Source organism: Pseudomonas sp. NPDC089407 (assembly GCF_044900445.1).
In the GTDB taxonomy this organism is placed as follows: Bacteria; Pseudomonadota; Gammaproteobacteria; order Pseudomonadales; family Pseudomonadaceae; genus Aquipseudomonas.
In genome coordinates this window covers 18,921-41,927 of the sequence record NZ_JBJDNB010000051.1, presented here as the reverse complement: position 1 = coordinate 41,927, position 23,007 = coordinate 18,921, and the positions used below count along the sequence as shown (strand labels likewise).

Sequence of the window (23,007 nt, the reverse complement as noted above, 5' to 3'; positions counted from 1 at the left end):
ATTTTGGGCAGGTCACGCAAGGTTTTCTTTTTGGTTGGCATACATGCACCTCTTACTCATGTTATGCCCGAACACAAAATTTCTGACACCCTCGGTTTACCCGCCGCCCCAGCAGCACCACCGCAAACACCCCACGTTCGAACCCGCTGAACACCTGCCGCTGCTGCTCCATCCGCGCCTTGATATACAGCACCGTGCCCGGCCCGTAGATGACCGCTGACAGCAGCAGGTATTTCATGCCGCCCGCCCACACCATCAGTACCGCATACGCCGTGGCCAGCAGCGCCACCAGCAGGTCCTTGCCACGCTCGGGCGCACCTTGCACGGGTTTCTTCAACGATGTTCAGGGAGTAACCTCGGTACACTCAATCCCTCTGGCAAATCAGGTTATCAACCCTGTGCAAGCACCAGAGAGGCAAAAAAATCATCCAATCCAATAGAATCTCCATTGCCATGTCAGACGGTTTCACTGATTTACCTTCGCTAAATGCGTTGCGTGTTTTTGAAGTGGTAGCTCGTCACCTGAACTTCCGTGTGGCGGCCGAGGAACTGGGTGTGACCCAGGCGGCAGTTGCGCAGCAGATACGCGGGCTGGAAGCGAGCCTGGATCTGCGCTTGTTCGAGCGCTTACCCCGTGGCCTGGCGTTGACCGATGCAGGGCACAGCTACAGCGGCAGCATTCGCAGTGCACTCGCCATGATCGACGAGGCAACACGCCTGCTCAGGCCACAGGCTGCTCACCTGACGGTCAGCGTGACGCCTACCTTTGCTTCGAAATGGCTGATTCCCAGGCTCGGCAGCTTTGCACAGCGTTATCCAGATATCGATTTGCGTGTGCTGGCAACCGATCGGCTCTCTCACTTCAGTACCGATGGCGTAGACATCGCTGTTCGCTACGGCAAGCCCGATTTCGGCGCGGGTTTGAACAGCGAGTTGTTGATGGAGCAGCGCATCGTTGCGGTAGCCAGCCCACGGGTGTTAGAAGGAAGCGAAATGCCTGCCAGCTTTGAGCAGCTTCAGGATTTCATCATGCTTCACGATGCCCATAACTTCTGGCCTCAGTTTCTTGCAGAACTGTTCCCGCAGCACGCGCAACCTACGGCCAGGAACCTGCGCTTCAATCAGACCTCTCTGGCCATTGACGCAGCAATAAGTGGTCAAGGCATTGCGCTGGCCAGCCTTGCGTTTGTCGGTGATGACATTGCTGCAGGCCGGCTGATTCAGGTTTTTAACCAGCAACTCAAGCTCGACAAGTCGTTTTACCTGGTGTGGCCGCGCAAGATGAAACAGTCTGATTCATTAAGCATTGTCCAGAATTGGCTCAAGCATCAAGCTGTCGCGCGTTGATCTGCTGGAATATAGTGGCTTGTCATTTGCCCAGGCTTGAGGCAGGGTCGATACCACAGACATCCTTGGCGAAGGAATCACCCCATGTCGAAGCTCTATCCCGGTATTGATCCTGAGGGTTTGATCGAGTACTCGGTGGTCTACACCGACCGCTCGCTCAACCACATGTCGCAGGCATTTCAGGGGGTGATGAAGAACATCTCCAGCACCCTGAAACAGGTCTACAACGCCCAGGCTGTTGCGGTGGTGCCTGGCAGCGGTACGTTCGGCATGGAGGCGGTGGCGCGGCAGTTTGCCACCGCCCAGCAATGCCTGGTGATCCGCAACGGCTGGTTCAGTTACCGCTGGAGCCAGATTCTCGAGATGGGCCATATCCCGGCGGCCACTACGGTGCTGAAAGCCCGACCGGTCGAAGCGGGGCACCAGGCGGCCTACGCGCCACCCCCTCTGGATGAAGTACTGGCGGCCATTGAGGCGCACAAACCGCAGATCGTCTTCGCCCCCCATGTGGAAACTTCATCCGGGATCATCCTGCCCGACGATTACCTGCGCGCTGTGGGCGACGCCGTGCATGCAGTGGGCGGCCTGTTCGTACTCGACTGCATCGCCTCGGGCACGCTGTGGGTCGACATGCACAAGTGCGCGGTCGACCTGCTGATCAGCGCACCACAGAAAGGCTGGAGCGCGTCCCCTTGCTGCGCCCTGGTGATGTTCAGTGCCCTGGCCCTGGAGCGCATCGAGAACACGCAAAGCAGCAGCTTTGCCTGCGACCTGAAGAAGTGGCTGCAGATCATGCAGGCCTACGAACAGGGCGGGCATGCCTACCATGCGACCATGCCCAGCGATTCTCTTGCGCGTTTCAACGACGTGATGAACGAGATGCAGGCCTACGGCTTCGACAAGGTCCGCAGCGAACAACAGGCCCTGGGCGACCGGGTGCGCGCCATGCTGAGTGGCAAAGGCATCAAGAGCGTGGCCGCCGCCGGCTTCCAGGCCCCGGGCGTCGTGGTGAGCTACACCGATGATGCCGACATCAAGAACGGCAAGAAATTTGCCGAACACGGCCTGCAGATAGCCGCCGGCGTGCCGTTGCAATGTGACGAACCGGCCGACTTCCAGACGTTCCGCATCGGTCTGTTCGGGCTCGAGAAACTGCACAACATCGAGCGCACGGTCAGTACGCTCGAGCAGGCACTGGATGAAGTGATGGAGCAGCACTAACCTGGCCCATTGTAGGAGCGGGTTCACCCGCGAATGCGATGGTGATTCAACCGCCGCATTCGCGGGTGAACCCGCTCCTACAACGGTCACGCGGCCTTGGCTTTTCCGATCAGGATGTCTTCGAAAAACGCCCCGACCGGCTCGGTCGGGTGGCACAGCTGTACTTCCAGCACCCACACCACCTCGCTCGGAACAAACTCCACCTCGGCCAGTTCTCCTGGCTGTACAGCACATGCGGGAAATCGGCGATGCGATGCCCGGCCAGGTTACGCTCCAGCTGCCAGGCCTTGCCCCCGCGCTGGGCTTCAGGGGCGGCTGGTGTTTCATATTCGCACGGTCAGTGGCGTCCTGTGTCGGCAGGTTGGCAACGGAGAAGCAGCGGCTGTCACCCTTGTCGAGCAAAAACCGGACATATTGCCCGGCGCGTACATCCAGCGGCTGGGCAGGCTGCAGCACCAGTTCGACGATGTCCGCACTCAGCGCGCGCTTGCTGTGTACCTGTGCTTCGAACTGCAGGTCCGGGGCATCCAGTGACCAGCCGGGTATCTCCAGGCGCATGTCGCTGCAGGCGTGGCTCTGGCACAGCAGCATTTCATCGGCGGCCAAGGGATAGGAGGGCGCTGGCGTGTCGGCATCGCGCTGCTTGTCCTGGTAGTGCCCCGACACCACCTTGACCTTGCACGAACCGCAAGCGCCGCGGCGGCAAGAGAACGGAACCGGCAGGCCACTGGCGAGCATGGCATCGAGTAGCAATTCCTGGCTGGCGGAGAAGGTTTCGCCCGAAGGCGATAACTCAATGACATGGCGGCTTTGCATGAACACCTCGGGGCGATGGGAGGTTCGATTGTTGCTATAGTCCAGGACCAGCAGAACCTCCAGTTTTGGATACTTCACATGGTCCAGTTACGCAAAATGGCAACCGCTGCTCAGGCTTGAGGGCGCGCAGGCGTCGTACCGGCAGATTGTCGAAGGGTTGGTGGCGGCGATCAGCGAGGGCCGCCTGCGCCGCGAGACCTTGCTGGCGTGTTTGCATGAGGCGTTTGGCGAGCAGATCAGCGTGCGTGAGCCGGAAGGGGGGCTGGCGTTGTGGGTGAGGTTTGCCGGCTCGATCGATGTCGATCAGTTGGTCGACAACGCCTTGGCGCTGGACCTGGTAGTGCGCAGCGGGCGGCAGTCCAGCGCCTGGCGAAGGCGGCGAAATCTAAAAGCCAGGCGCGGTCCGTGTAGGAGCGGCCTTGCGTCGCGAAAGGGGTGCGAAGCGCCCCCGCAATCTCAGCTTTGTCGCATGAATTGCCGGGGCCGCGCCGCGGCCCTTTCGCGACGCAAGGCCGCGCCTACATGGACTGCGCTGGCTGTTGGGCCATTTACTACTGGCGGCGCCACACCAGGCCTTGCTCGCTGACCACCCAAGGCCTGTCAGCCGCATCGACCAGCACCCCGCCCACCCAACGCTGTGCCGGGCTGTGATCAAGCCAGTGCTGCTTGCCTGCCAACACCTGTTCAGCCAGTGCGGTCAGCCGCAATGGCCGTTGCGCCCAGGCCTCACCTGCGCCTTCCAGCAGCAGCGGTTGCGGCGCATGGATCAACGGCTGCAGCAGGGCACGGAACATCATGTCGCCCAGATAAGGCAGCGGGTCGTCCTGCATCATCAACTGGCCAAACACGCGCCCGGCGGGCAGCTCACCGCGTGACGCCAGCACGCGCATCAGCAGGCGTTCGGTCAGGCTCAAGCCATCGTTTGCCCCAGGCAATTCCTGCAACTGACGCGCCAGTGCCCGCCCCAGCAGCGGCAACGCCGGGTGCTGGCGGCCAGCAAGGTCGGCCCAGGCCTGCGGATCGGCGGCGGTGTAGGCTGCCCATGCCTGGCGTGCCAGGGCCAGTGCATCCTCACCCAGTGCGCGACGCTGCGGCCACAGCCACGCCAGCAGGTCGGGGGCCAGCTGGCCGATGCCGATGAAGCGCTCGATACCGGGCACCTGGTCAATTTCGATCAGCTCCAGCCGACGCGGGAGGCAGGGCAGGCTGGCGAGCACGCGGATCAGGAACAACTGGTCGTAAGCGTCGGCCTCGCACCACAGCACCAGTTGGCTGTCGCCGTTCAATCCGGCCAGTGCCGCCTGCTGTGCCGTCTGGCGAGCGGCAACCTCGGCGGCGTCGAGGTTGAACGCCTGTTGTACATAGGCGCCGCGCACTTGCCAGTACGGTTGCTCGGGCAGCGCTGGTACCGGGCCCATGACCATGGGGTCGTCGAACATCTGGAAGGCGCCGGCAAAGCCGGCAGTGCGCAAGCTGTGGGCGATGTCGTTGCCGCAACGCCAATGCTGCACGGCAGCCTCATCATCGGCGGCGAAACCGGGGTGGCGTGCGGCAAACGCCACGGCATCGGCATGCGCCTTCAGCCTGGGCCAGCTGGCAAAGCCGGCCTCGCGAGCTACCAGCCATTGGGTATCGGCAAGCCGGTAGTCGGGGCCGGGCAGGCCAAGGATGCGCAGTTGTTCGCGGGCGTCGTCGGCCTGGTGGTTTTTCAGGGCACTCAGCAAGCGCTTGGCGCGTTTGCGCAAAGCGGGCAGGTCGAGCAGGCCGTGGTGGCGGGATGAATTAGTGGCGGGCATGCCAACTCCTTTGGGGCTCGGTCCGCCGACAAGCCGGGAGCTGGTATGAGAATGTGTTGTCGCATGGCTCGGGTAACCCCTTCGCGCGGACCGCAGGCGCAGCCGGCGCCCAGGCCCCGACTGTAACGGTGCTGCGCCCCGGGTTGCAAACGATAGTTTTCCCAGGGGCTGCCCGGCACCTTATAGTGGCGGGCTTTTCTCCGTTGAAAGTCAAAGGAATGACCCGCATGCGTGTGCGTACCCTGCTTGCAGCCATCAGTACCAGCTTGTCGCTGACGGCGGCCTTAGCCGCGCCAAGCCAGCCCGCGCCAGTGGCGAATGAACGCATTTCGGTAACGGTCGAGGGCACTGGGCCGGACGTTATCCTGATCCCCGGGCTGGCCTCATCACCTGAGGTATGGGCCGGGCTTGCCAGCACCCTACGCCAGCAGCACCGCCTGCACCTGGTGCAGGTCGCCGGTTTTGCCGGAGCACCTGCCGTGCCCGCAGTCGACGGGCGCGTGGTTGCCCCGGTGGCCGAGGCGGTCGCGGACTACATCCGTAGCCAGCACCTGCAGGCGCCGGCCATCATCGGCCACTCGCTGGGGGGCGAGGTGGCGCTGATGCTGGGGGCACGCCATCCGCAGCAGGCAGGGCGGCTGATGGTGGTCGATGCGCTGCCGTTCTACACCTTGCTGATCAACCCTGCGGCCACCGCCGAAGCCGCGGCGCCGCACGCTGTGCAGTTCCGTGATGCGATGCTGGCAGCGCCGGCCGAGCAGGCCGAAGCGATGCAGCGCACGGCCATTGACCGGCTGGCCAAGACCGCGGCGGCCAGGCCTGCAGTGGTAGAGGCGGCGCTGCGCTCGGACCGCAGGACGGTAGCGGATGCCACCTATGAGCTGATGACCACCGACCTGCGCCCGGAGCTTGGCCGTATCCAGGTGCCGGTAGAGGTCGTGTATGCCTATGACCCTTCGTATGGCATGCCCGCTGCAAGCGTTGATGCGACCTTCCGTAGCGCTTATACCGGTACGCCGGATATCCGGTTCAAGCGTATCGATGGCAGCTTCCATTTCGTCATGCTGGACCAGCCGCAGGCATTCACCGAGGCTGTTACCGAGTTTCTCGGTCGGCATAAGCTGTGACCACACTGGCCCTGTAGGAGCGGCCTTGTGTCGCGATAGGGCCGCAGCGCGGCCCCGGCAATTTTGCATGATGCAAAAAGCGTGGGGGCGCTTCGCACCCCGATCGCGACACGAGGCCGCTCCTACAATCCAGCGCGTCTCATTCGGCAACATCCGTGCGGTTACCGCCCACAAGCATCATCCGCCACCTCAAGCCTGCGCCAGCCCCTCCGATAGCAGCACACCCACCGTCGAATCATCGACCAGAAGTGGTGCCAACAAGGAGTACTGCCCGCATGCTCGCCAACCTGAAGATCCGCACCGGAATGTTCTGGGTGTTGTCGCTGTTCAGCCTGACCCTGCTGTTTTCCACCCTCAGTGCCTGGCGGGCAGCCGTGGGCAGCGACCAGCAGATCACCGAACTGGACCAGACCGCGCACCAGTCGGACCGGTTGAACAATGCGTTGCTGATGGCGATTCGTGCCAGCGCCAACGTGTCGTCGGGCTTTATCGAACAACTGGGCGGCCATGACGACAGCGCAGCCAAGCGCATGGCGCTGTCGGTCGAGCTGAACGACAAGAGCCAGCAACTGGTCGCCGAGTTTGTCGAAAACGCCCGCACCACCTCGCAGACCACCAGCGAGTCCAACGAGCTGGCCGCGCAAAGCCGTCGCCAGGTCAACGACAACATCGATGGCACCGAGGCCATGACCCGCGAGATCCAGACCAGCAGTACCCACCTGGAGCAACTGGTGGGGCAGGTGCGGGATATCGGCAAGGTGCTGGAAGTGATCCGCTCGGTGTCCGAACAGACCAACCTGCTGGCACTCAATGCCGCCATCGAGGCTGCCCGTGCCGGTGAGGCCGGGCGCGGCTTTGCGGTAGTAGCCGATGAGGTGCGCACGCTGGCTTACCGCACGCAACAATCGACCCAGGAGATCGAACAGATGATCGGCCGTGTGCAGGCCGGTACCGAAGCAGCAGTAGCTTCGATGCAAGCCAGCACCAACCGCGCCCAGTCGACCCTGGATGTGACCCTGGCCTCGGGGCAGGTGCTGGAGGGCATCTACAGTGCGATCGGCGAAATCAACGAGCGCAACCTGGTCATCGCCAGTGCGGCCGAAGAGCAGGCACAGGTGGCACGGGAGGTGGATCGCAATCTGTTGAACATTCGCGAATTGTCGAACCAATCGGCGGCCGGGGCGCAGCAGACCACTGAGGCGAGCAAGGCATTGTCGGGGTTGGTGGGCGAGATGACGGCGTTAGTCGGGCGGTTCAGGGCCTGAGCTGCAAGGCCGCCATAACATTTTGATTTGACGCGGACTTTGTGGGAGCCGCGCTTGCCGGCGATGGGCTGCGAAGCAGCCCCAATACAGGCGACGCCATTCTGACCGATTGTAATTGACTTGAGACTTTGGGGCCGCTGCGCAGCCCATCGCCGGCAAGCGCGGCTCCCACAGCGAATGCGTCGGGCTTGCGGGCAGAGTTCTCTGCGCGATCTCCTACAGGTATTAAAACGCCTTTGCCGTGGGCAACCTCAGCCCGGCTGCGCCGCCAGGCTGTTGCTGACGTTGCGCCCCAGCACCAGCACCGTGACAAAGCCGCAGCCCACCAGCGCCGTGGCCAGGCTCAGCAGCACCGCCGTGCCCATATGGTCGACTACTTGCCCGCCAAAGAACGAGCCCACGGCAATGATCACCTGGAACAAGGCCACGAACAGCGGCATGCCCCGCTCGACATCCTTGGGCGCCACGACAAACATCCAGATATTGGCGCAGGCCGGGAACGCACCAAAGGCAAAGCCCCACAGCGCAATCAGCATTGCGGCGCCGGTCATGCCGGTGGCGAAGTGCGGGAACAGGGCGGTGCTGACAGCGATCATCAGCGCGACCAGCATCAGGGTATGCCGCACGCTGCGGTTGGCCGCATAACCGGCAAAAATGTTACCCATGAACCCGGCCACGCCATACAACAGCAACAGCGAGCCAATGGTTGGCCCATCAAAGCCTGCGTTCTGCTTGAAGAACGGCGCCACATAGGTATATGCGGCAAAGTGCGCCAGGCCGATTAACAGCACGGCAATCAGCCCGACCCGCGCCTGCGGGTTGATGAACAAGGCCGGCAGGTCGCGCACGCGAATGGCCTTCTCCGGCATCAGCCGTGGTAGCAGGAACACTTGGGCCAGCAGGACCGGGATACCCACCAGTGCCGTTACCAGAAAGGTCATGCGCCAGCCCATCAGGCCACTCAGCCAGGTACCCACCGGCACGCCCACCACCGTCGCCAGGGTGACCCCGGCCATGATGATCGAGTTGGCCTTGGCCACGCCAACCCCATCCGGTGCCAGGCGCCCGCTGAGGGCGATGGCGGTGGCCCAGAAGCCGCCGATACTCACGCCCAGCAGCACACGGCCGAGCAACAGCAGGTTGAAGTCGCCAGCGTAGGCGACGATGGCGTTGGCGATGATCATGATCAGGGTCAGGCCGATCAGCAGGTAACGCCGGTCCAGCGCACCAACGCCCACGGAAATGAGCGGCGCAGCCAGTGCGGCCATGATGCCGGGCAGGGTCACCATCAGCCCGGCGAGGCCGGCACTGATGCCGAGGTCGCTGGCCACATCGTTAAGTACGCCCACCGGCAGGAACTCGCTGGTGACCAGGGCGAAGGCGCCGACGGCGACCGAGAGAATCGCCAGCCACTGCTGGGCGACGCTCTGTTGATTATGTTCGGGACGGCCCCGTGGGGCCTGGCTGGCACTTGGCATGGTGTCGGATTCCAAGGAGGGATGTCGCCTGTAGCAGGCGCAAGAGGGGGGAATTTGCCGGCGATTATAGGCGGCGAGCTTGCCGGGCCGACAGGCGGCCCGCTTGATAGTAAACATCAGCGCAATCGATGAAAGGCCTTGTGCAGAGCGGCCGCTATCGACCGCGCCCCACCAGTGCCGCCCCTGCGCAGGCCAGGGCGATAGCGGCAATGCCCAGCCACTGGGTCACAGCCAGCACTTCATCGAGGATCAGCCAGCCGGCGATTGCCCCGGCAGCCGGCGAAGCACTGAGCAATACGCCGAAAATACTCGGCGGCAAGTGGCGCATTGCATACATGTCGAGCAGGAACGGGATGGTGCTGGACAGCAGGGCGACGCCCAGGCCTGCCATGAGCACCCAGGGTGCCAGCAAATCGACCCCGGCATGGCTGACGCCCAGTGGAACACCCAGCAACGCAGCGAACAGCATTCCACTGGCGACTGCCTGTTTGCCGTGCACCGCCACCTTGCTGCCGAGCAACACATACAGCCCCCAGGCCAAGGCTGCGGCGAGCGAATACATCACCCCGCGCGGGTCCAGGCCCTGGTTGTCCGTGCCCCACGGCAGCAACGTCAGGCCGGCAAGTGCCAGGGCGATCCACAGCAGGTCGATACGCCGCCGCGAAGTCAGCAACGCGGCGCCCAGCGGGCCGATGACTTCGATGGAAACCGCGATACCCACCGGGATGTACAGGAAGGCACGATAAATCAGGATGTTCATCAGCCCCATCATCAGGCCATAGCCCAACAGGTGCAGCCTGTTGGCCTGGCGCCAGATACGCCACGGCCGCAGAAGCACCAGCAAAATTACCGCAGACAGGCCCAGCCGCAAGGCAACCACACCTTCGGGGCCAACCAGTGGAAACAGGGTCTTGGCCAAGGCGGCACCGGTCTGTACCGACACCAGTGCGGCGATGGCAGCACCGACCGGGGCGAAGGTTCCAGCATTTTTTGCGTCCACACGTGGCTCCAGCAACAGTCAAGGCGCCATTTTAGTGCTCGGCGTGCGAAGCATTTGCTGTGAAAATGGCCTTCTGATGAGTGAACTGCTTGCTTTGGAAACCAAAAATGAGTGACTCCACCAATCGGCCGCTGGACGGCTTCGATCATGCGATCCTGCGGCTGCTGCAGCAAGACAACAAGACCTCGCAGCGCGCCATCGCCGAAGACATCGGCTTGTCTACGCCCGCCGTGCAGCGGCGCGTTGCGCAAATGGAGGCAAGCGGGGTGATTGCGGCAAACACCGCGGTGGTTGCCCCGGAAAGCGTCGGCCAGATGATTACCGCCATCGTCGAATCGCGCCTGCGCGACGACCGCTCGCAGGTGATGGACCGGGCCAAGCGCTATTTTGCCAATGTGCCGGAGATCCAGCAGTGCTACTTCGTCAACGGTGGGGTGTCATTCATCATCGTCATGCTGGCGCGTGACGTGGCGCATTTCGAAAAACTGGTCAGGCTGCACTTTGCCGATAACGAAGACATTCTTACCTACCGCACACTGATTGTGCTGGACAAGGTTAAGGTGGGCCTGGGTGTACCAGTCTAGCGGCTTGCAGATTTGAGGCGTTCCCTCTGTGGGAGCCGCGCTTGCCGGCGAGGGGCTGCGAAGCAGCCCTAATGCAGGCGACACCATGCTGACGGATTGTGAGTGATTAAGACTTTGGGGCCGCTGCGCAGCCCATCGCCGGCAAGCGCGGCTCCCACACCGTTTGCGGAGTTGCAGCAGAGTTTTCTGCCCGACCTCCTACAAGGCATCGCGTCAGGCGGGTTTATAACGAATTGTGATGCCAGGCATCATGACAATATATTTATCCTTATCAATGCCAGGCCCTAGCATCTGACACCCGCCATTGCCCATCACCATGAGGTCTTGATGAACAGTTCGCTCTTTGTGCCCCAACGTACCGCAGCCCTGTTATTGCAGCATTGGCGCAGTGGTGAGCTACTGACGGAACTGCCCGCCAGCCTCAAGCCCGAGACTTTGAAGCAAGGCTACGACAGCCAGGACCAGCTGTTTGCTGCCGCCGCCGGCCAGCGCGCCGGGTGGAAGCTTGGGGTCGGCAGCCCGGCAGGCATGCGAGCGGCCAATCTGTCCCGGCCGCTGATCGGCCAGTTGGAAGAAAAGCGCTGCCACGCAGACGGTGTGCACATACAGCTGCCTGCTGTGACGCCAGTGACCATCGAATGCGAAGTCGCCTTCGTGCTCGACCGTGATATCCCTCCCCAAGCCGGGCGGCAGCCGGTCAGCGAAGACATCCGCGCCACCTGCGTCACCTTCGAAGTGGTGCGCTCGCGTTTCGTCGACCGCAAGGCTGTCGGCTGGCCGAGCTTTGTCGCCGACAACGTCGGCTTCGAGGCACTGGTCGTCAGCCCCAGCCTGGGCGCAGGCATCGATATACCGTTGTTGGCCACCTTGGCCGAGACGACCGAGGTCTATGTAGACGGCGAATTACGGGCGCGTGGTCTGTCGGGTGATGCGGCAACCGACCCGCTGGTGTCACTGGCCCACTTGTATGCGCACGCTGCCGAGCGCGGGCAAACCCTGAAGGCCGGCGACGTGGTGACCACGGGCGCCATGTGTCAGCCGTTCGACCTGAGCGAGGCCGGGCACAACGTCTGCGCCAGGTACCTCGGCCATGCGTTAGGGTTCATGCTGTAACACCACGGCCTTGTTCACATCAAGCAGGCGCCAGCTCATTTGCAGGCAGTAGCGTTCAAGCCGTGACAGTGACCAGCCCGACGCGTTGCAACGCAGCGCGTCGGCAGTTTTAGTCAACGCCATGATCGCGAGCGCGGCGGGCTCGGCTTCGAACTCACCGAAAACACCTTGCTTCTGGCCTTTTTCCAGCAGTTTTTGCAGCTGCACGTGCAGGTTGCCCGGGCGGCGCGCAAGCCAGTCCTGCACAGGTGCTTGCAGATGACGCTGCTCATGCTCCAGCACCTTGGCTTCGAGGGGGTGCGAGGCCTGCCATGCCAGACAAAACCGTATGAAAGCCTGCAACTCACCGAGCACGCCCCTTCGCCGCGGGAAAGCCCGCCAGGCATTGTCGCGTGACGTCAGCAGGTCCATCAGCACGCATGACAGCAAGTCCTGTTTACTCGCAACGTGGTGATAGAGGCTGCCTGGCAACACGCCGGCGCGGCTTGCCAGCTGGCGCATCGACATGGCGCCATAACCCACTTCGCCAAGCAGCTCGGTGGCGGCAACAAGAATGTACCTTGCGCAGTCGGGGTTGACTGCAAGCGTGCCTGCCTCAGGCATAGGCGTCCACCCTTGCAAGGCCGTTCAAGTGCCGATAGGTGCGCCAGAGCAAGGCCATCGGTATGACGAGGGTGCTGCTGATCAACAGCAAGGCGTAGCGCAGTGATTCATCAGCAAACCATGGCATCAGCGCATCACTGAGCAAACCCGTTGCCAGCGGGCCGATACCTACGCCACAAAGGGTGGAGACGATGGTTTGCAAGGCCACGGCGGTTGCGCGGCGGCAGGCAGGCACCAATTGCGTCAACAGGGAGTATGACGGGCCAACCCACCACACCGAGAAGAAACTGGTCAGCGCGCACCAGAGCATCGCGCTGGGTACCGGCACGCCTTTCACCTGCATCAGGACATCGCCGGGCCACAGCAGGTAGAGGATGAGTGTGCTACCGCCAAGCAAGTGGCCAACGAGCGGAATGCCGATCTGCCAGCGTGGGTTCTTGCCGGCCAGGTGGTCGGTAAGCCAGCCACTGAACAGGGCCCCGACGCCTGCGCAAATGCCACCCACCAGGCCGGCAAGGAAACCGGCGTACTGCAACGGCATACCATGCGAGCGAACCAGAAAGCTGGCGTTCCACATCGCATAGGCGTAGGCACTGAACGTGGTGATACCGCAAGCCAGTACCAGGCAGCGGTACGCCGGTTGCGCCCAGAGCTCGCCAGCACTGGCCAGCAGGCCCACTGTCGGCTGCGGCGCGCGCGGCGGGGTCAGGTCAAAACGCCCTCGCGGCGGATCGCGCACGATGAACGCACACAGTGCACTGATCAGCAGGGCGGGCACGGCAACGGCGAAGAAGGCGCTGCGCCAGCCATATTCGTTAACCACCCAGGCACCGACGCACAGCGCGATGATCGTGGAAAAGGTGGGGGCAGCGGTGTAACAGGCTATGGCGAACGACCGCCGCTGCGGTGGGTAGATGTCGGCAATGATCGACATCGAGGTCGAAGTGCTGGGCGATTCAAACACCGCCACGGCCATGCGCGCGACCACCAGCATCGCAAAGCTGCCGGCCAGCCCGCAGGCCACGGTGGCCAGCGCCCACAACAATGAAGAAACTGCCAGCAGGCGGGTGCGTGGCAGGTGGTCGGCCAGGCGCCCGGCAGGTAGCCCGAGCAGCACATACACCGCCGCAAACGCCAGACCTGACACTAGCCCCATGGCGGTATCGCTGACGGCGAATTCCTGCTTGAGGGGCTCGATCATGACCGCGATGACCTGTCGCCCGACAAAGTTGTCGGCATACATCATTGCAAGCAGAAACAGCAGACCATGGCTGCGCCAACCAATGGGCGAAACAGGCGGAGTACGCATGCAGGGCTCCTGCAGGTGCCGGGGGCGAGGGCCCAGGCCATGCCTGGGCTTGCGAGGACGATCAGGCGAGGGCCTGGCGTTGTCTGGCCAGTGTCATGGCGGTGTCTTCAATCATGTCTTCCTGGCCGCCTACCATGCCGCGGCGGCCCATCTCGACGAGGATTTCCCGTGCAGATACCCCGTACTTCTGCTCGGCCCGTTTGGCAAACAGCAAGAATGAGCCGTACACACCGGCGTAGCCCATGGTCAGGGCATCCCGGTCGCTGCGAATGGGGAAGTCCATGATGGGCACCACCAGGTCTTCGGCGACGTCCTGGATGCCGAACACACTGACACCCGTCTGTATGCCCATGCGATCACACACGGCAACCAGCACTTCCATCGGCGTGTTGCCTGCGCCTGCACCCAGGCCGGCGCAGGCGGCATCGATGCGCGTGGCGCCTGCGGCGATGGCCGCGATGGAGTTGGACACACCCATCGACAGGTTGTGGTGCCCATGGAAGCCGATTTCGGTATCGGGCTTGAGTGCAGCGCGCAGGGCCGTCACGCGTGCACTGACATCGTGGGGCAACAGGTAGCCGGCAGAGTCGGTGATGTAGATGCAATTGGCACCGTAGCTTTCCATCAGCCTGCCTTGCCGGGCCAGGCCTTCGGGGCTGTTCATATGGGCCATCATCAAAAAGCCGACGGTGTCCATGCCCAGGGTGCGTGCTGCAGCGATGTGCTGCTCGGCAACGTCCGCTTCCGTGCAATGGGTGGCCACCCGAATGGTGCTGACGCCCAGCTCGAACGCCATCCGCAGGTGATCGACCGTTCCAATTCCGGGCAACAGCAGGGCCGAGACCTTGGCTTTGTTCATCAGCGGGATCACCGCCGACAGGTACTGCTCGTCGCTGTGGGCCGGAAAACCGTAGTTCACCGAGCTGCCGCCCAGGCCGTCGCCATGGGTCACTTCGATAAGGGGGACGCCGGCAGCGTCCAGGCCACAGGCGATGTCCTTCATCTGCTGCAGGGAAATCTGGTGGCGTTTGGGGTGCATGCCATCGCGCAGGCACATGTCGTGGACGGTGATGCGTTTGCCGTGAAGGTCCATGGCGTGCTCCTCAGACGGTGGCGGGTTGTGGGGCAGGGGTGGTGAGCTGGAGTTCACCGTTGAGCAACGCTTCGGCGAACATTTCGGCCGTGCGTGCGGCTGCGGCGGTCATGATGTCCAGGTTGCCTGCGTACTTGGGCAGGTAGTCGCCCAGGCCTTCGACCTCCATGAAGATCGATACCCGATTGCCGTCGAATACCGGGCCGTTGACCAGCTTGTACCCCGGTACATAGCGCTGTACCTGTTCGATCATGTGGTCGATGGCCGCGCGGATGGCGGGCTGGTCGGGTTCGCTTTCGGTCAGGCAGTGCACGGTGTCACGCATGATCAGAGGCGGCTCGGCGGGGTTGACGATAATGATCGCCTTGCCTTTTTTCGCCCCGCCCACCTGTTCTACGGCGGCAGCGGTCGTGCGGGTGAACTCGTCGATGTTCTTGCGGGTGCCTGGCCCTACCGACTTTGACGCTGCGGTGGCGATGATCTCGGCATAGGCCACCGGCTGCACGCTGGAAACGGCCGCCACCAGGGGAATGGTCGCCTGGCCGCCACAGGTGACCATGTTCACGTTCATCGCACCCAGGCCAAGGTTGTGCTTGAGGTTGACCGGCGGCACACAGTAAGGCCCGATGGCGGCTGGGGTGAGGTCGATCATCAGCACGCCCAAGGCATTGAGCTTGCGGCTGTTTTCGGCATGCACATAGGCAGAGGTTGCGTCGAAGGCGATCTGCACGCCGTCTTCTAGCACGTGCGGCAGCAAGCCGTCGACGCCGTCGCTGGTGGTTTTCAGGCCCAGCTCGGCGGCCCGTGCCAGGCCCTCGGAAGTGGCATCGATGCCTACCATCCATACCGGCTCCAGCACGGTGCTGCGCTTGAGCTTGTACAACAGATCGGTGCCGATGTTGCCTGGCCCGATCAGGGCGCATTTAATCTTTTTACTCATGGCGGTGCTCTCGATCAGAAAGGGTGGGCCAGCGGTTCAGGGCACGAAGTTCAGGTGCAGGCTGCCCATGCCGCTCAGTGACAGGCTGACGAAGTCACCCGGGGCCACCGGCACCAGTGGGGCCAGCGCGCCGGAGAGGATGATTTCGCCTTTGCGAAAAGGGATGCCCAGCTTGCCCAGGGTGTTGGCCAGCCACGCCACGGCAGCACAGGGGTGGCCTTGCACTGCAGCGCCCAGGCCACTGCCCGCGTGGTGGCCGTTCTTGAACAGCTGCAGTTCGACCTGGGCCAGGTCCAGCGTCCGCGGGTCGACACTTTGAGTGCCCAAGGCGAACACCCCGCAGGAGGCGTTATCGGCGACGGTGTCCTGAATGCGTATCTGCCAGTTGTCGATGCGCGAGTCGACAATTTCGAAGCACGGCAGCACCCATGCGCTGGCCGCCAGTACGACGTCCGCGCTGACCTCGCCGCCTTGCAGGTCTTCGCCCAGGACAAAGGCAATCTCGCCTTCGGCGCGTGGCTGCAGCAGGCGGTGCTCGGCAAAGCTGACGTCGCTGTCAGCGGCGACCTGCATGCGGTCAGTGAGAAAACCGAAGTCGGGCTGATGGACATCGAGCATTTCCTGCACGGCGCGGCTGGTAACGCCGATTTTTTTGCCGATCACCTGCTCGCCCAGCGCTTCACGCCGGGCCAGAAAGCGCAGGGAAATACGGTAGGCCTCATCGAGGCTGAGTGCGGGATGGCGTAGGGTCAGCGGTGCCACGCTCTGGCGTGTTTGCAGGGCGTGGAACAGCTCGTCGCCCAAGGCTTGGATCAGGTGGGTATCCATGAAGAGCTCGCTCTGTGGCAAGGGGATCAAGACGGCGACCAAGGCTCAGCCCGGCCAGACACTGGAGTCGGCACCACCATCGACATCGATGATCTTGCCGGTGACCCAGGCCGATGCGGGGCTTGCCAGGTACAAGGCTGCGGCGGCAATGTCCTCGGGTTGCCCCAGGCATTTGAGCGGGGTGTTGGCCTCCATGGCACTGCGCATGGCTGCGGGCATCACACCGGCCAGGGCGTCGGTCAGAATGGGCCCGGGCGCCACGGCATTGACCCGTATCTGCGGGGCAAAGTCCTGTGCCAGCAGCCGTGTCAGCTGCGTCAGTGCTGCCTTGGCCGTGCCATAGGCACTGAAATGGCGTTGCGCATAACGTGCGGCCACCGAGGTGATGTTGACGATGTTGCCGCCTCCGGCATCGCGCATCAGCGGTACGCACAACTGCGCCAGGGCGTAGGCGGCACTGACATTGAAGCTGAGCACCTGTTCGAAGGCGTCCGGGCTCATCGCCAATGGGTCGTTCGGGCCGCCGCCGCCGGCGTTGTTGACCAGGTGGGTGATACGCCCCAGTTGCTCCTGAGCGGTGCTGACCAGGGCCATGCGCTGCTGGCTGTCGGTAACGTCGCAGCTCAGGGCCAGTGCCCGGCAGCCACGGCGACGCACTTCTTCAGCGACGGCTTCGACATCTGCCAGCGAGCGGGCGCTGCAGACCACGTCGGCGCCGGCATCGGCGTAGGCCAGGGCGATGGCGCGGCCAATGCCGCGGCCGCTCCCCGTGACAATGGCGACACTGCCAGCGAGGTTGAAACGTTGCAGAATGCTCATGGCTGTCCTTGGGTGGTGAAAGGGGCAGGGGCCTGCGGCGGCGGGCGGTGTTGGCGCACAGGGCTCAACGGGGCGCCCAGAGGTCCGGCAAACCCGGGTCTGAGGTGGCGATCAGGCGCTTGAGCAACACTTTCAGCGCCTGGGCATCACCGGCGCCCAGGCGCGCGGCAATGTCCTGCTCAACCGCTTTTGCCAACGCCACTTCCTGTAGCGAGGCTGCTCGGCCATCGGCAGTCAACACATAGCGCACCTGATTATCGACAAACTCCCGGGCAACCAGGTTTTGCCGTTCGAGAAAGCGCATGCTCGCTGCGCTGACCACATGCCCGGTATAACCGACGAAGGCGTTGATCTCGTCCAGGCTCAGGTTGTCGCGAATGCACAGAGTGGAAAGGATGAAGAAGGCATGCTCATCCAGCTGCTGGTTTTTCAGCAGTTGGCGCAAGGCGTACAGCATCTGGTAGTGCGAGCGACCCAGCAGGTAGCCCAGCAGGTCTTCGGTGTAACTGCAATCGGGCGGTGGCGGGGTGGTTGCCAGGCGTAACTCGCTGCGCGGCTTGCGCATGGCCAGGGCGTACTGGCCACTCTGGAAGGCCAGCGGTGCGCGGTCACTGTGGTCGAATGCAAGCACTTCACCCACAAAGATCACATGGTCGCCGCCTTCGTACTGGAAGGCGGTGCGGCACTGAAAGCGCGCGGTGCAGTCCTGCAGCAGCGGTGCAGCACTGATGCCGGTATCAAGCTCGATCTCGGCAAACTTGTCCTCGCCCTGGCGTGCAAAGCGCCCGGACAGCGACTCTTGTTCGGTGGACAGCACATGCACATTCCAGTGCCGGCCACCGCTGAACACGGGCAGGCTTCTGGCGCTCTTGGCCAGGCTCCACAGCACCAGCGGCGGGTTGAGCGAGACCGAGTTGAAGCTGTTGGCAGTAATGCCGATTGGCGTACCGTCTTCAGCCTGAGTGGTGATGATGGTCACCCCTGTGGTAAAGGTGCCGAGCGCGGCGCGGAACGCTTGGGGGTCGAAGCAGGCGTGCGATGCCATGATGGGCCTCATGGAGTGGTTGTGCGTGCCTGCAGTATCGCCAGCGTCACAAGGCTTCACATCGTCTCAACGGACTAACGATTTTGCTTCAATCGTCCACTTGGACGAGGCGCCCGGCGTGGCTGTGGCGCTAGCGTGCAGTCAGGGCGTTGACCCTGAACGGCCGTATCAATGCTGGCCTTTGAACAGTTGAGGAGGCACCAATGAGTTGTGCAGGTTCATCCGTCGAAGGGCTTACGGCCCTGTTGTCAGAGCAGAAGATGGCGTTCAATGCAGCAGGGGCGGTCAGCGCCCAGGTACGTCGAGTGCGCATCCAGCGTGTGATCGACCTGCTGGTCAAGCACCACATGGCGTTGGCCGAGGCAATGGATGCCGACTTTGGCGGCCGCCCGGCGGGGTTTTCCCTGATGAACGATGTGCTGGGCTCGCTGGGTTCGCTCAAGCACGCGCGCGACCACCTCGAAGGGTGGATGCAGGATGAGCCGCGCCCGGTGTTCTCGCCTTACGATCAGTTGGGCGCCGAAGCCTGGGTGATGTACCAGCCCAAAGGCTCGGTGGGTATCCTGGGCACCTGGAATGCCCCCGTCTACACCTTGCTCAGCCCGCTGGCCTCAGCCCTGGCGGCAGGCAACCGGGCGATCCTGAAACCCTCCGAGGTGGTGCCGCGTACGGCCTCGCTGATTGCACAACTGATTGGCGAACACTTCGACCCGCTCGAAGTGGCAGTGGTCACCGGTGGCGAAGAGCTGGGCAAAGCCTTTACGGCGCAGCCGTTCGACCACCTGGTGTTCACCGGCGGCACCGAGGTGGGCAAGTCGGTGATGCGCCATGCCGCCGAAAACCTCGTGCCGGTTACCCTGGAGCTGGGTGGCAAGTCGCCGGTGATCGTGGGGCGCAGTGCCGACATTGCGACGGCGGCATACCGCATCGCCGTGTCCAAGACCACCAACAGTGGCCAGGTGTGCATCAACCCTGACCTGGTCTATGTCCCGCGTGAATCGCTGGATGCGTTCGTCGACACCTTCGCGCGTACTTACCGCGAGCTGATCCCGGAGGTGCGCGACAACCCGGACGTAGTGGCGGTGGTCAATGCCCGGCACCTGGCCCGCGTGCAAAGCCTGGTCGAACAAGCCAAAGGGGCCGGTGCCCGGGTGGTGAGCCTGCCCAACGAGCAGCCGGTCGATGCGCAGAACCGCAGGCGCCCGCTGCAACTGGTGATCGACCCGCCAGGCGACAGCCGTATCATGCACGAGGAAATCTTCGGCCCGGCCATGGTGCTGTTGCCGTACGACGAAGTTGATCAGGTGCTGGCCCAGGTCAACGCCCGGCCACGGCCGCTGGCCCTGTACTACTTTGGCACCGACCCCGAAGAGCAGCGCCATGTGCTGGCGCACAGCCTGTCGGGCGGCGCCACCCTCAACGATGTGATGATGCATGCCGCCTTGCATGACGCGCCGTTCGGCGGCATTGGTGGCTCGGGCATGGGCCATTACCATGGCCGTGAGGGTTTTCTCGAATTCAGCCACACGCGCACGGTGCTCAAGGCGCCTGAGCATGACCCGCGCCGCGAATGGGGCTTGTTGCCACCGTACAGCGAGCAGTTCCTGGCCGCGATGGTGGCGCAGATCACCGCGGATTGAACCGCGCGCCGGCTTACACGCGTGTCGGTCGGCATCACAACTACAACAAGAAAGTGGAATTCAGCACATGGAAAACAACGCACTATCCGGCGCCGACGGCGCTGTGGACGGTTGGCCGCGCCGCCAGGTTCTCAAGGCTGGCGCCGTGGCGTTGGGGGTGGGCCTGCTGGGGCGTTTTGCCGATGCCCGTGCGGCGGGCCTGTCTGCCAGCGATTACCAGGCCCTGGATGCCTGGGCGATGGTCAAGGGCCTGCAGGCGGGGCAGTTCAGCAGTGAAGATTTACTGGCTGCGGCCATTGCCCGTTGCGAGCAGGTCAACCCGAAGCTCAATGCTGTGAACATGCGCCACGATGATTATGCGCGGGCGCTGCTGGCCGCCAGGCGCAAGGCCGGGACCTTGAACCTGGGCCCGTTGGCCGGCGTGCCGATTCTGCTCAAAGACCTCAACACCTTTTTGCAGGGTACCTCCACCAGCAATGGCAGCCGGTTGTTCAAGGACGCGCCACCCGCAGCGGTGACCAGTACCCTGATCAGCCGATATGAAGCGGCGGGTGCAGTGCCGTTCGGCAAGACCACCAGCCCTGAGTTCGGCCTTACCACCACCACCGAGTCGCTGCTCTGGGGGCAAACGCGCAACCCATGGAACCAGGCGATGAGTGCCGGCGGGTCTTCGGGCGGCGCCAGCGTGGCGGTGGCCGCCGGCATCGTGCCGGTCGCCCATGCCACCGACGGCGGGGGCTCGATCCGTATTCCGGCCTCCTATTGCGGGGTGGTCGGCCTGAAACCGACGCGTTACCGCACCCCCAGCGGCCCGTTGCGCCTGGAAGCCTCGTTCGGTGCCAGTGTTGCCAACGTGGTGTCACGCAGTGTGCGCGACACGGCGTTGTTCCTGGATGCAGGGCAGGGGCACGAGCGCGGCAGCCCCTATTGGGCCCAGCCACTGCAGCGGCCTTACGTGGATGAGCTCGGCCGCGACCCCGGCCGCCTGCGCGTCGGCCTGGTGCGCGACTCGATGACCGGGGCTCCGCTGGACCCTGCGATTGCCAAGGTGCTGGAACAGACCATCAAGCAACTGCTGGGCCTGGGCCACGAGATTGAAGAGCTGCGCTTGCCCATCGACCCTCGGCAGCTGTTCGGCTCGCACGGAGCGGCGATGGGCAATGCCGTGCTCGCCATGGTCAATGACCGGGAAAAAGCGCTCGGCCGTAGCCTGGGGCCGCAAGACCTGGAGCTGATCACCTTTGGCGTGCTGGAACGTGCAGGCAAAGTAACGGGTGAAGGCGTGGTGCGCGCCCGGCAATCGTTTGAAGACATCAGCATGGCGATGGAGCAGCAGTTCGAGCGTTTTGATGTCCTGCTTTCCCCCGTCACCTCCAGCCTGACACCGGCTTTGGGAGAGCTGTCGCTGAACCAGCCGTACGAGAGCTATGCGCAAAAAGCCATGGGCAGTGCCGGTTTCACGGTGCTTGCCAACGTCAGTGGCCAGCCGGCGATTTCCTTGCCGCTGGGCATGAGCGACTCAGGCTTGCCGGTGGGCATGATGTTCACTGCCCGGCTGGGTGGCGAAGACCTGTTGCTACGCCTGGCTGCGCAACTGGAGCAAGATCGCCCGTGGCTTGCACGGCGCGCCCCGGTGTAACACAAGGCGCCAGGGAAGGCGCCGGATTGCTGCATCCTAGTCCGCTTTGACGATGAACAGACTTCCATTGCATTCGATCATCCATCACGGCCCGCGCATTCGCGCAACCAGATTGGGAGAACGAACGGATGGACAGCATGCGAGTAGAGACGCCCGAGGAAGTCGAATTGCTGGAGCGCGCCCGGCGCATGGTGCCCGCGCTTAAAAGCCGCACGGCGCGGGCAGATCGCGAGTTCCGGGTGCCTGACGAGACCATTTTCGAGCTGCAGCAAGCCGGTTTGTTGCGGGCGCTCCAGCCCAAGGCGTTCGGCGGCTATGAAGTGGACCCGCGGACCTTTTTCGAAATCCAGATGACCCTGGCCGAGGGCTGCATGTCCACGGCCTGGATCTACGGCGTCATCGGGGTGCACCCCTGGCAGCTGGCGCGCTACCCGGTCGAGGCTCAGCGCGATGTCTGGGGCCAGGATGCCACCACCCTGATCTCGTCCACCTACATGCCTGTGGCCAAGGTGGTGCCTGTCGAAGGCGGCTACCGCATCAGCGGGCGCTGGGGCTTTTCCAGTGGCAGCGAACACTGCCAGTGGTGCTTCCTGGGCGGCGTGTTGCCGGCCAGCGCAGAGCAGCCGGCCGAGCATGGTACGTTCCTGATCCCGCGCAGCGATTACCGCATCGAGCATAACTGGGATGTGCTGGGCCTGCGCGGTACCGGTAGCCACGACATCATCGTCGAAGATGCCTTTGTGCCGGCGCACCGGGTGCAGCGCACCAACAACTGCACGGTAGAAGCCACGCCGGGGCGCCTGGTCAACACCAACCCGATCTACGCCATTCCGTTTGCCCAGGTGTTCACCCGTGCCGTGTCGTCCTCGGCCATTGGTGCCCTGCAGGGGGCGATCAACGAGTTTCGTGCCAACGCTGCCGCGCACATTGGCAAGCACGGCATGAAAACGGCAGACGACCCGGTAGCGCAAACCACGGTGGCCGAAGCCACCATCACCGTCGACAGCCTGCGCCTGGTGCTGGAGCGCAACTACGCGCACCTGATGGCGCTGGCCGAGGCCGGTGAGTACCCGGACGTCGAAACCCGCCTGCTGTACCGCTACCAGTCTTCCTACGTCACCAACATCTGTGCCGAAAAGGTCAACGAGCTGCTGCGCTGCATGGCCGCCTCGGGGTTGTACAACACCAACCCGGTGGCCCGGCTGTTCCGCGACCTGCATCAGGCGCGGGGGCACATCGCCAACAACTACATGGCCTTCAGCCGCAGCCTGGGGGCTGTGCAGATGGGCTTGCCCAACCCCGACCCCTACGTGTGAGCCGTGCCCGGGCCGCCAGGTTGCGCGC

20 protein-coding genes and 2 pseudogenes are annotated in these 23,007 nt (G+C 63.4%); 10 read left to right on the top strand and 12 right to left on the bottom strand.

Annotation, left to right across the window (positions count from 1 at the left end; genetic code table 11):
- Positions 1–61 precede the first annotated feature (61 nt).
- Positions 62–337 (bottom strand): hypothetical protein, encoded by a 276-nt coding sequence (locus tag ACI2KG_RS27600; RefSeq protein ID WP_404664055.1) that lies wholly within the window; start codon positions 335–337, stop codon positions 62–64.
- 116 nt (positions 338–453) lie between these two features.
- Here ACI2KG_RS27600 and ACI2KG_RS27595 point away from each other — a divergent pair, with 116 nt between their 5' ends.
- Positions 454–1,347 (top strand): LysR substrate-binding domain-containing protein, encoded by an 894-nt coding sequence (locus ACI2KG_RS27595; RefSeq protein ID WP_404664054.1) that lies wholly within the window; start codon positions 454–456, stop codon positions 1,345–1,347.
- An 84-nt stretch (positions 1,348–1,431) separates the two neighbouring features.
- A complete protein-coding gene (locus ACI2KG_RS27590; protein ID WP_404664053.1) occupies positions 1,432–2,568 on the top strand; it encodes an alanine--glyoxylate aminotransferase family protein in 1,137 nt (378 codons plus the stop codon).
- Positions 2,569–2,913: 345 nt separating this feature from the next.
- Here ACI2KG_RS27590 and ACI2KG_RS27585 read toward each other — a convergent pair.
- Positions 2,914–3,462: pseudogene (locus ACI2KG_RS27585) on the bottom strand (2Fe-2S iron-sulfur cluster-binding protein); the annotation flags it as partial.
- Positions 3,463–3,559: 97 nt separating this feature from the next.
- On the opposite strand from ACI2KG_RS27585, the pseudogene ACI2KG_RS27580 reads away from it, so the two are divergent.
- Positions 3,560–3,769, top strand: a pseudogene (locus ACI2KG_RS27580) (PLP-dependent aminotransferase family protein); the annotation flags it as partial.
- Between the two features lie 166 nt (positions 3,770–3,935).
- Here the strand turns inward: ACI2KG_RS27580 and ACI2KG_RS27575 are convergent.
- The gene (locus tag ACI2KG_RS27575; RefSeq protein ID WP_404664052.1) at positions 3,936–5,180 is read right to left on the bottom strand and encodes a DUF1835 domain-containing protein; all 1,245 of its coding nucleotides are present in this window, start codon (positions 5,178–5,180) and stop codon (positions 3,936–3,938) included.
- Positions 5,181–5,407: 227 nt separating this feature from the next.
- On the opposite strand from ACI2KG_RS27575, the gene ACI2KG_RS27570 reads away from it, so the two are divergent.
- A complete protein-coding gene (locus tag ACI2KG_RS27570) occupies positions 5,408–6,307 on the top strand; it encodes an alpha/beta fold hydrolase (protein WP_404664051.1) in 900 nt (299 codons plus the stop codon).
- Positions 6,308–6,582: 275 nt separating this feature from the next.
- Positions 6,583–7,572, top strand: a complete 990-nt coding sequence (locus tag ACI2KG_RS27565; RefSeq protein WP_404664050.1) for a methyl-accepting chemotaxis protein — start codon at positions 6,583–6,585, stop codon at positions 7,570–7,572.
- Positions 7,573–7,823: 251 nt separating this feature from the next.
- On the opposite strand, the gene ACI2KG_RS27560 is transcribed toward ACI2KG_RS27565, so the two are convergent.
- Both ACI2KG_RS27560 and ACI2KG_RS27555 read right to left on the bottom strand, forming a co-directional pair.
- Positions 7,824–9,050: an MFS transporter gene (locus ACI2KG_RS27560; protein WP_404664049.1), complete on the bottom strand. Its 1,227-nt coding sequence runs from the start codon at positions 9,048–9,050 to the stop codon at positions 7,824–7,826.
- Positions 9,051–9,204: 154 nt separating this feature from the next.
- Entirely contained in the window at positions 9,205–10,050 is an 846-nt protein-coding gene (locus ACI2KG_RS27555; RefSeq protein WP_404664048.1) for an EamA family transporter, read from the bottom strand.
- A gap of 107 nt (positions 10,051–10,157) precedes the next feature.
- Here ACI2KG_RS27555 and ACI2KG_RS27550 point away from each other — a divergent pair, with 107 nt between their 5' ends.
- Together ACI2KG_RS27550 and ACI2KG_RS27545 are read left to right on the top strand one after the other, a co-directional pair.
- Entirely contained in the window at positions 10,158–10,634 is a 477-nt protein-coding gene (locus tag ACI2KG_RS27550) for an Lrp/AsnC family transcriptional regulator (protein ID WP_404664047.1), read from the top strand.
- Positions 10,635–10,961: 327 nt separating this feature from the next.
- Complete coding sequence (locus ACI2KG_RS27545) at positions 10,962–11,747, top strand: 2-keto-4-pentenoate hydratase (protein WP_404664046.1); 786 nt, start codon at positions 10,962–10,964, stop codon at positions 11,745–11,747.
- Here ACI2KG_RS27545 and ACI2KG_RS27540 read toward each other — a convergent pair.
- The 7 genes from ACI2KG_RS27540 to ACI2KG_RS27510 all read right to left on the bottom strand — a co-directional run bounded on the left by ACI2KG_RS27540 (position 11,730) and on the right by ACI2KG_RS27510 (position 18,384).
- Positions 11,730–12,350: a TetR/AcrR family transcriptional regulator gene (locus tag ACI2KG_RS27540; protein WP_404664045.1), complete on the bottom strand. Its 621-nt coding sequence runs from the start codon at positions 12,348–12,350 to the stop codon at positions 11,730–11,732. The two genes, ACI2KG_RS27545 and ACI2KG_RS27540, sit on opposite strands and share 18 nt — an antisense overlap.
- Entirely contained in the window at positions 12,343–13,659 is a 1,317-nt protein-coding gene (locus ACI2KG_RS27535) for a spinster family MFS transporter (RefSeq protein WP_404664044.1), read from the bottom strand. Before ACI2KG_RS27535 ends, ACI2KG_RS27540 begins: the two co-directional genes overlap by 8 nt.
- A 61-nt stretch (positions 13,660–13,720) precedes the next feature.
- A complete protein-coding gene (gene dmpG, locus ACI2KG_RS27530; RefSeq protein ID WP_400622170.1) occupies positions 13,721–14,752 on the bottom strand; it encodes a 4-hydroxy-2-oxovalerate aldolase in 1,032 nt (343 codons plus the stop codon).
- A gap of 10 nt (positions 14,753–14,762) precedes the next feature.
- Positions 14,763–15,692, bottom strand: coding sequence for an acetaldehyde dehydrogenase (acetylating) (locus tag ACI2KG_RS27525; RefSeq protein WP_404664043.1), 930 nt, complete (start codon positions 15,690–15,692; stop codon positions 14,763–14,765).
- A gap of 36 nt (positions 15,693–15,728) precedes the next feature.
- Positions 15,729–16,520, bottom strand: a complete 792-nt coding sequence (locus ACI2KG_RS27520) for a fumarylacetoacetate hydrolase family protein (RefSeq protein ID WP_404664042.1) — start codon at positions 16,518–16,520, stop codon at positions 15,729–15,731.
- Positions 16,521–16,565: 45 nt separating this feature from the next.
- Complete coding sequence (locus ACI2KG_RS27515; protein ID WP_400622180.1) at positions 16,566–17,339, bottom strand: glucose 1-dehydrogenase; 774 nt, start codon at positions 17,337–17,339, stop codon at positions 16,566–16,568.
- A 64-nt stretch (positions 17,340–17,403) separates the two neighbouring features.
- On the bottom strand, positions 17,404–18,384 hold the full coding sequence (locus ACI2KG_RS27510; RefSeq protein WP_404664041.1) for a flavin reductase: 981 nt from the start codon (positions 18,382–18,384) through the stop codon (positions 17,404–17,406).
- Positions 18,385–18,587: 203 nt separating this feature from the next.
- On the opposite strand from ACI2KG_RS27510, the gene ACI2KG_RS27505 reads away from it, so the two are divergent.
- The 3 genes from ACI2KG_RS27505 to ACI2KG_RS27495 all read left to right on the top strand — a co-directional run bounded on the left by ACI2KG_RS27505 (position 18,588) and on the right by ACI2KG_RS27495 (position 22,979).
- Complete coding sequence (locus ACI2KG_RS27505; RefSeq protein ID WP_404664040.1) at positions 18,588–20,024, top strand: coniferyl aldehyde dehydrogenase; 1,437 nt, start codon at positions 18,588–18,590, stop codon at positions 20,022–20,024.
- Between the two features lie 67 nt (positions 20,025–20,091).
- Positions 20,092–21,663 (top strand): amidase, encoded by a 1,572-nt coding sequence (locus ACI2KG_RS27500; RefSeq protein ID WP_404664039.1) that lies wholly within the window; start codon positions 20,092–20,094, stop codon positions 21,661–21,663.
- Positions 21,664–21,791: 128 nt separating this feature from the next.
- On the top strand, positions 21,792–22,979 hold the full coding sequence (locus ACI2KG_RS27495; RefSeq protein ID WP_404664038.1) for an acyl-CoA dehydrogenase family protein: 1,188 nt from the start codon (positions 21,792–21,794) through the stop codon (positions 22,977–22,979).
- Positions 22,980–23,007: the final 28 nt, after the last annotated feature.

What these genes read in the sequence shown, in the direction of transcription:
- ACI2KG_RS27545 (WP_404664046.1), top strand. Translation starts at nt 10,962, where the DNA reads ATGAACAGTTCGCTCTTTGTGCCCCAACGTACCGCAGCCCTGTTATTG.
- ACI2KG_RS27525 (WP_404664043.1), bottom strand. Translation starts at nt 15,692, where the DNA reads ATGAGTAAAAAGATTAAATGCGCCCTGATCGGGCCAGGCAACATCGGC.
- ACI2KG_RS27550 (WP_404664047.1), top strand. Translation starts at nt 10,158, where the DNA reads ATGAGTGACTCCACCAATCGGCCGCTGGACGGCTTCGATCATGCGATC.
- ACI2KG_RS27535 (WP_404664044.1), bottom strand. Translation starts at nt 13,659, where the DNA reads ATGCGTACTCCGCCTGTTTCGCCCATTGGTTGGCGCAGCCATGGTCTG.
- ACI2KG_RS27590 (WP_404664053.1), top strand. Translation starts at nt 1,432, where the DNA reads ATGTCGAAGCTCTATCCCGGTATTGATCCTGAGGGTTTGATCGAGTAC.
- ACI2KG_RS27515 (WP_400622180.1), bottom strand. Translation starts at nt 17,339, where the DNA reads ATGAGCATTCTGCAACGTTTCAACCTCGCTGGCAGTGTCGCCATTGTC.
- ACI2KG_RS27595 (WP_404664054.1), top strand. Translation starts at nt 454, where the DNA reads ATGTCAGACGGTTTCACTGATTTACCTTCGCTAAATGCGTTGCGTGTT.
- ACI2KG_RS27510 (WP_404664041.1), bottom strand. Translation starts at nt 18,384, where the DNA reads ATGGCATCGCACGCCTGCTTCGACCCCCAAGCGTTCCGCGCCGCGCTC.
- dmpG (WP_400622170.1), bottom strand. Translation starts at nt 14,752, where the DNA reads ATGGACCTTCACGGCAAACGCATCACCGTCCACGACATGTGCCTGCGC.
- ACI2KG_RS27505 (WP_404664040.1), top strand. Translation starts at nt 18,588, where the DNA reads ATGAGTTGTGCAGGTTCATCCGTCGAAGGGCTTACGGCCCTGTTGTCA.
- ACI2KG_RS27495 (WP_404664038.1), top strand. Translation starts at nt 21,792, where the DNA reads ATGGACAGCATGCGAGTAGAGACGCCCGAGGAAGTCGAATTGCTGGAG.
- ACI2KG_RS27540 (WP_404664045.1), bottom strand. Translation starts at nt 12,350, where the DNA reads ATGCCTGAGGCAGGCACGCTTGCAGTCAACCCCGACTGCGCAAGGTAC.
- ACI2KG_RS27520 (WP_404664042.1), bottom strand. Translation starts at nt 16,520, where the DNA reads ATGGATACCCACCTGATCCAAGCCTTGGGCGACGAGCTGTTCCACGCC.
- ACI2KG_RS27575 (WP_404664052.1), bottom strand. Translation starts at nt 5,180, where the DNA reads ATGCCCGCCACTAATTCATCCCGCCACCACGGCCTGCTCGACCTGCCC.
- ACI2KG_RS27565 (WP_404664050.1), top strand. Translation starts at nt 6,583, where the DNA reads ATGCTCGCCAACCTGAAGATCCGCACCGGAATGTTCTGGGTGTTGTCG.
- ACI2KG_RS27500 (WP_404664039.1), top strand. Translation starts at nt 20,092, where the DNA reads ATGGAAAACAACGCACTATCCGGCGCCGACGGCGCTGTGGACGGTTGG.
- ACI2KG_RS27570 (WP_404664051.1), top strand. Translation starts at nt 5,408, where the DNA reads ATGCGTGTGCGTACCCTGCTTGCAGCCATCAGTACCAGCTTGTCGCTG.
- ACI2KG_RS27560 (WP_404664049.1), bottom strand. Translation starts at nt 9,050, where the DNA reads ATGCCAAGTGCCAGCCAGGCCCCACGGGGCCGTCCCGAACATAATCAA.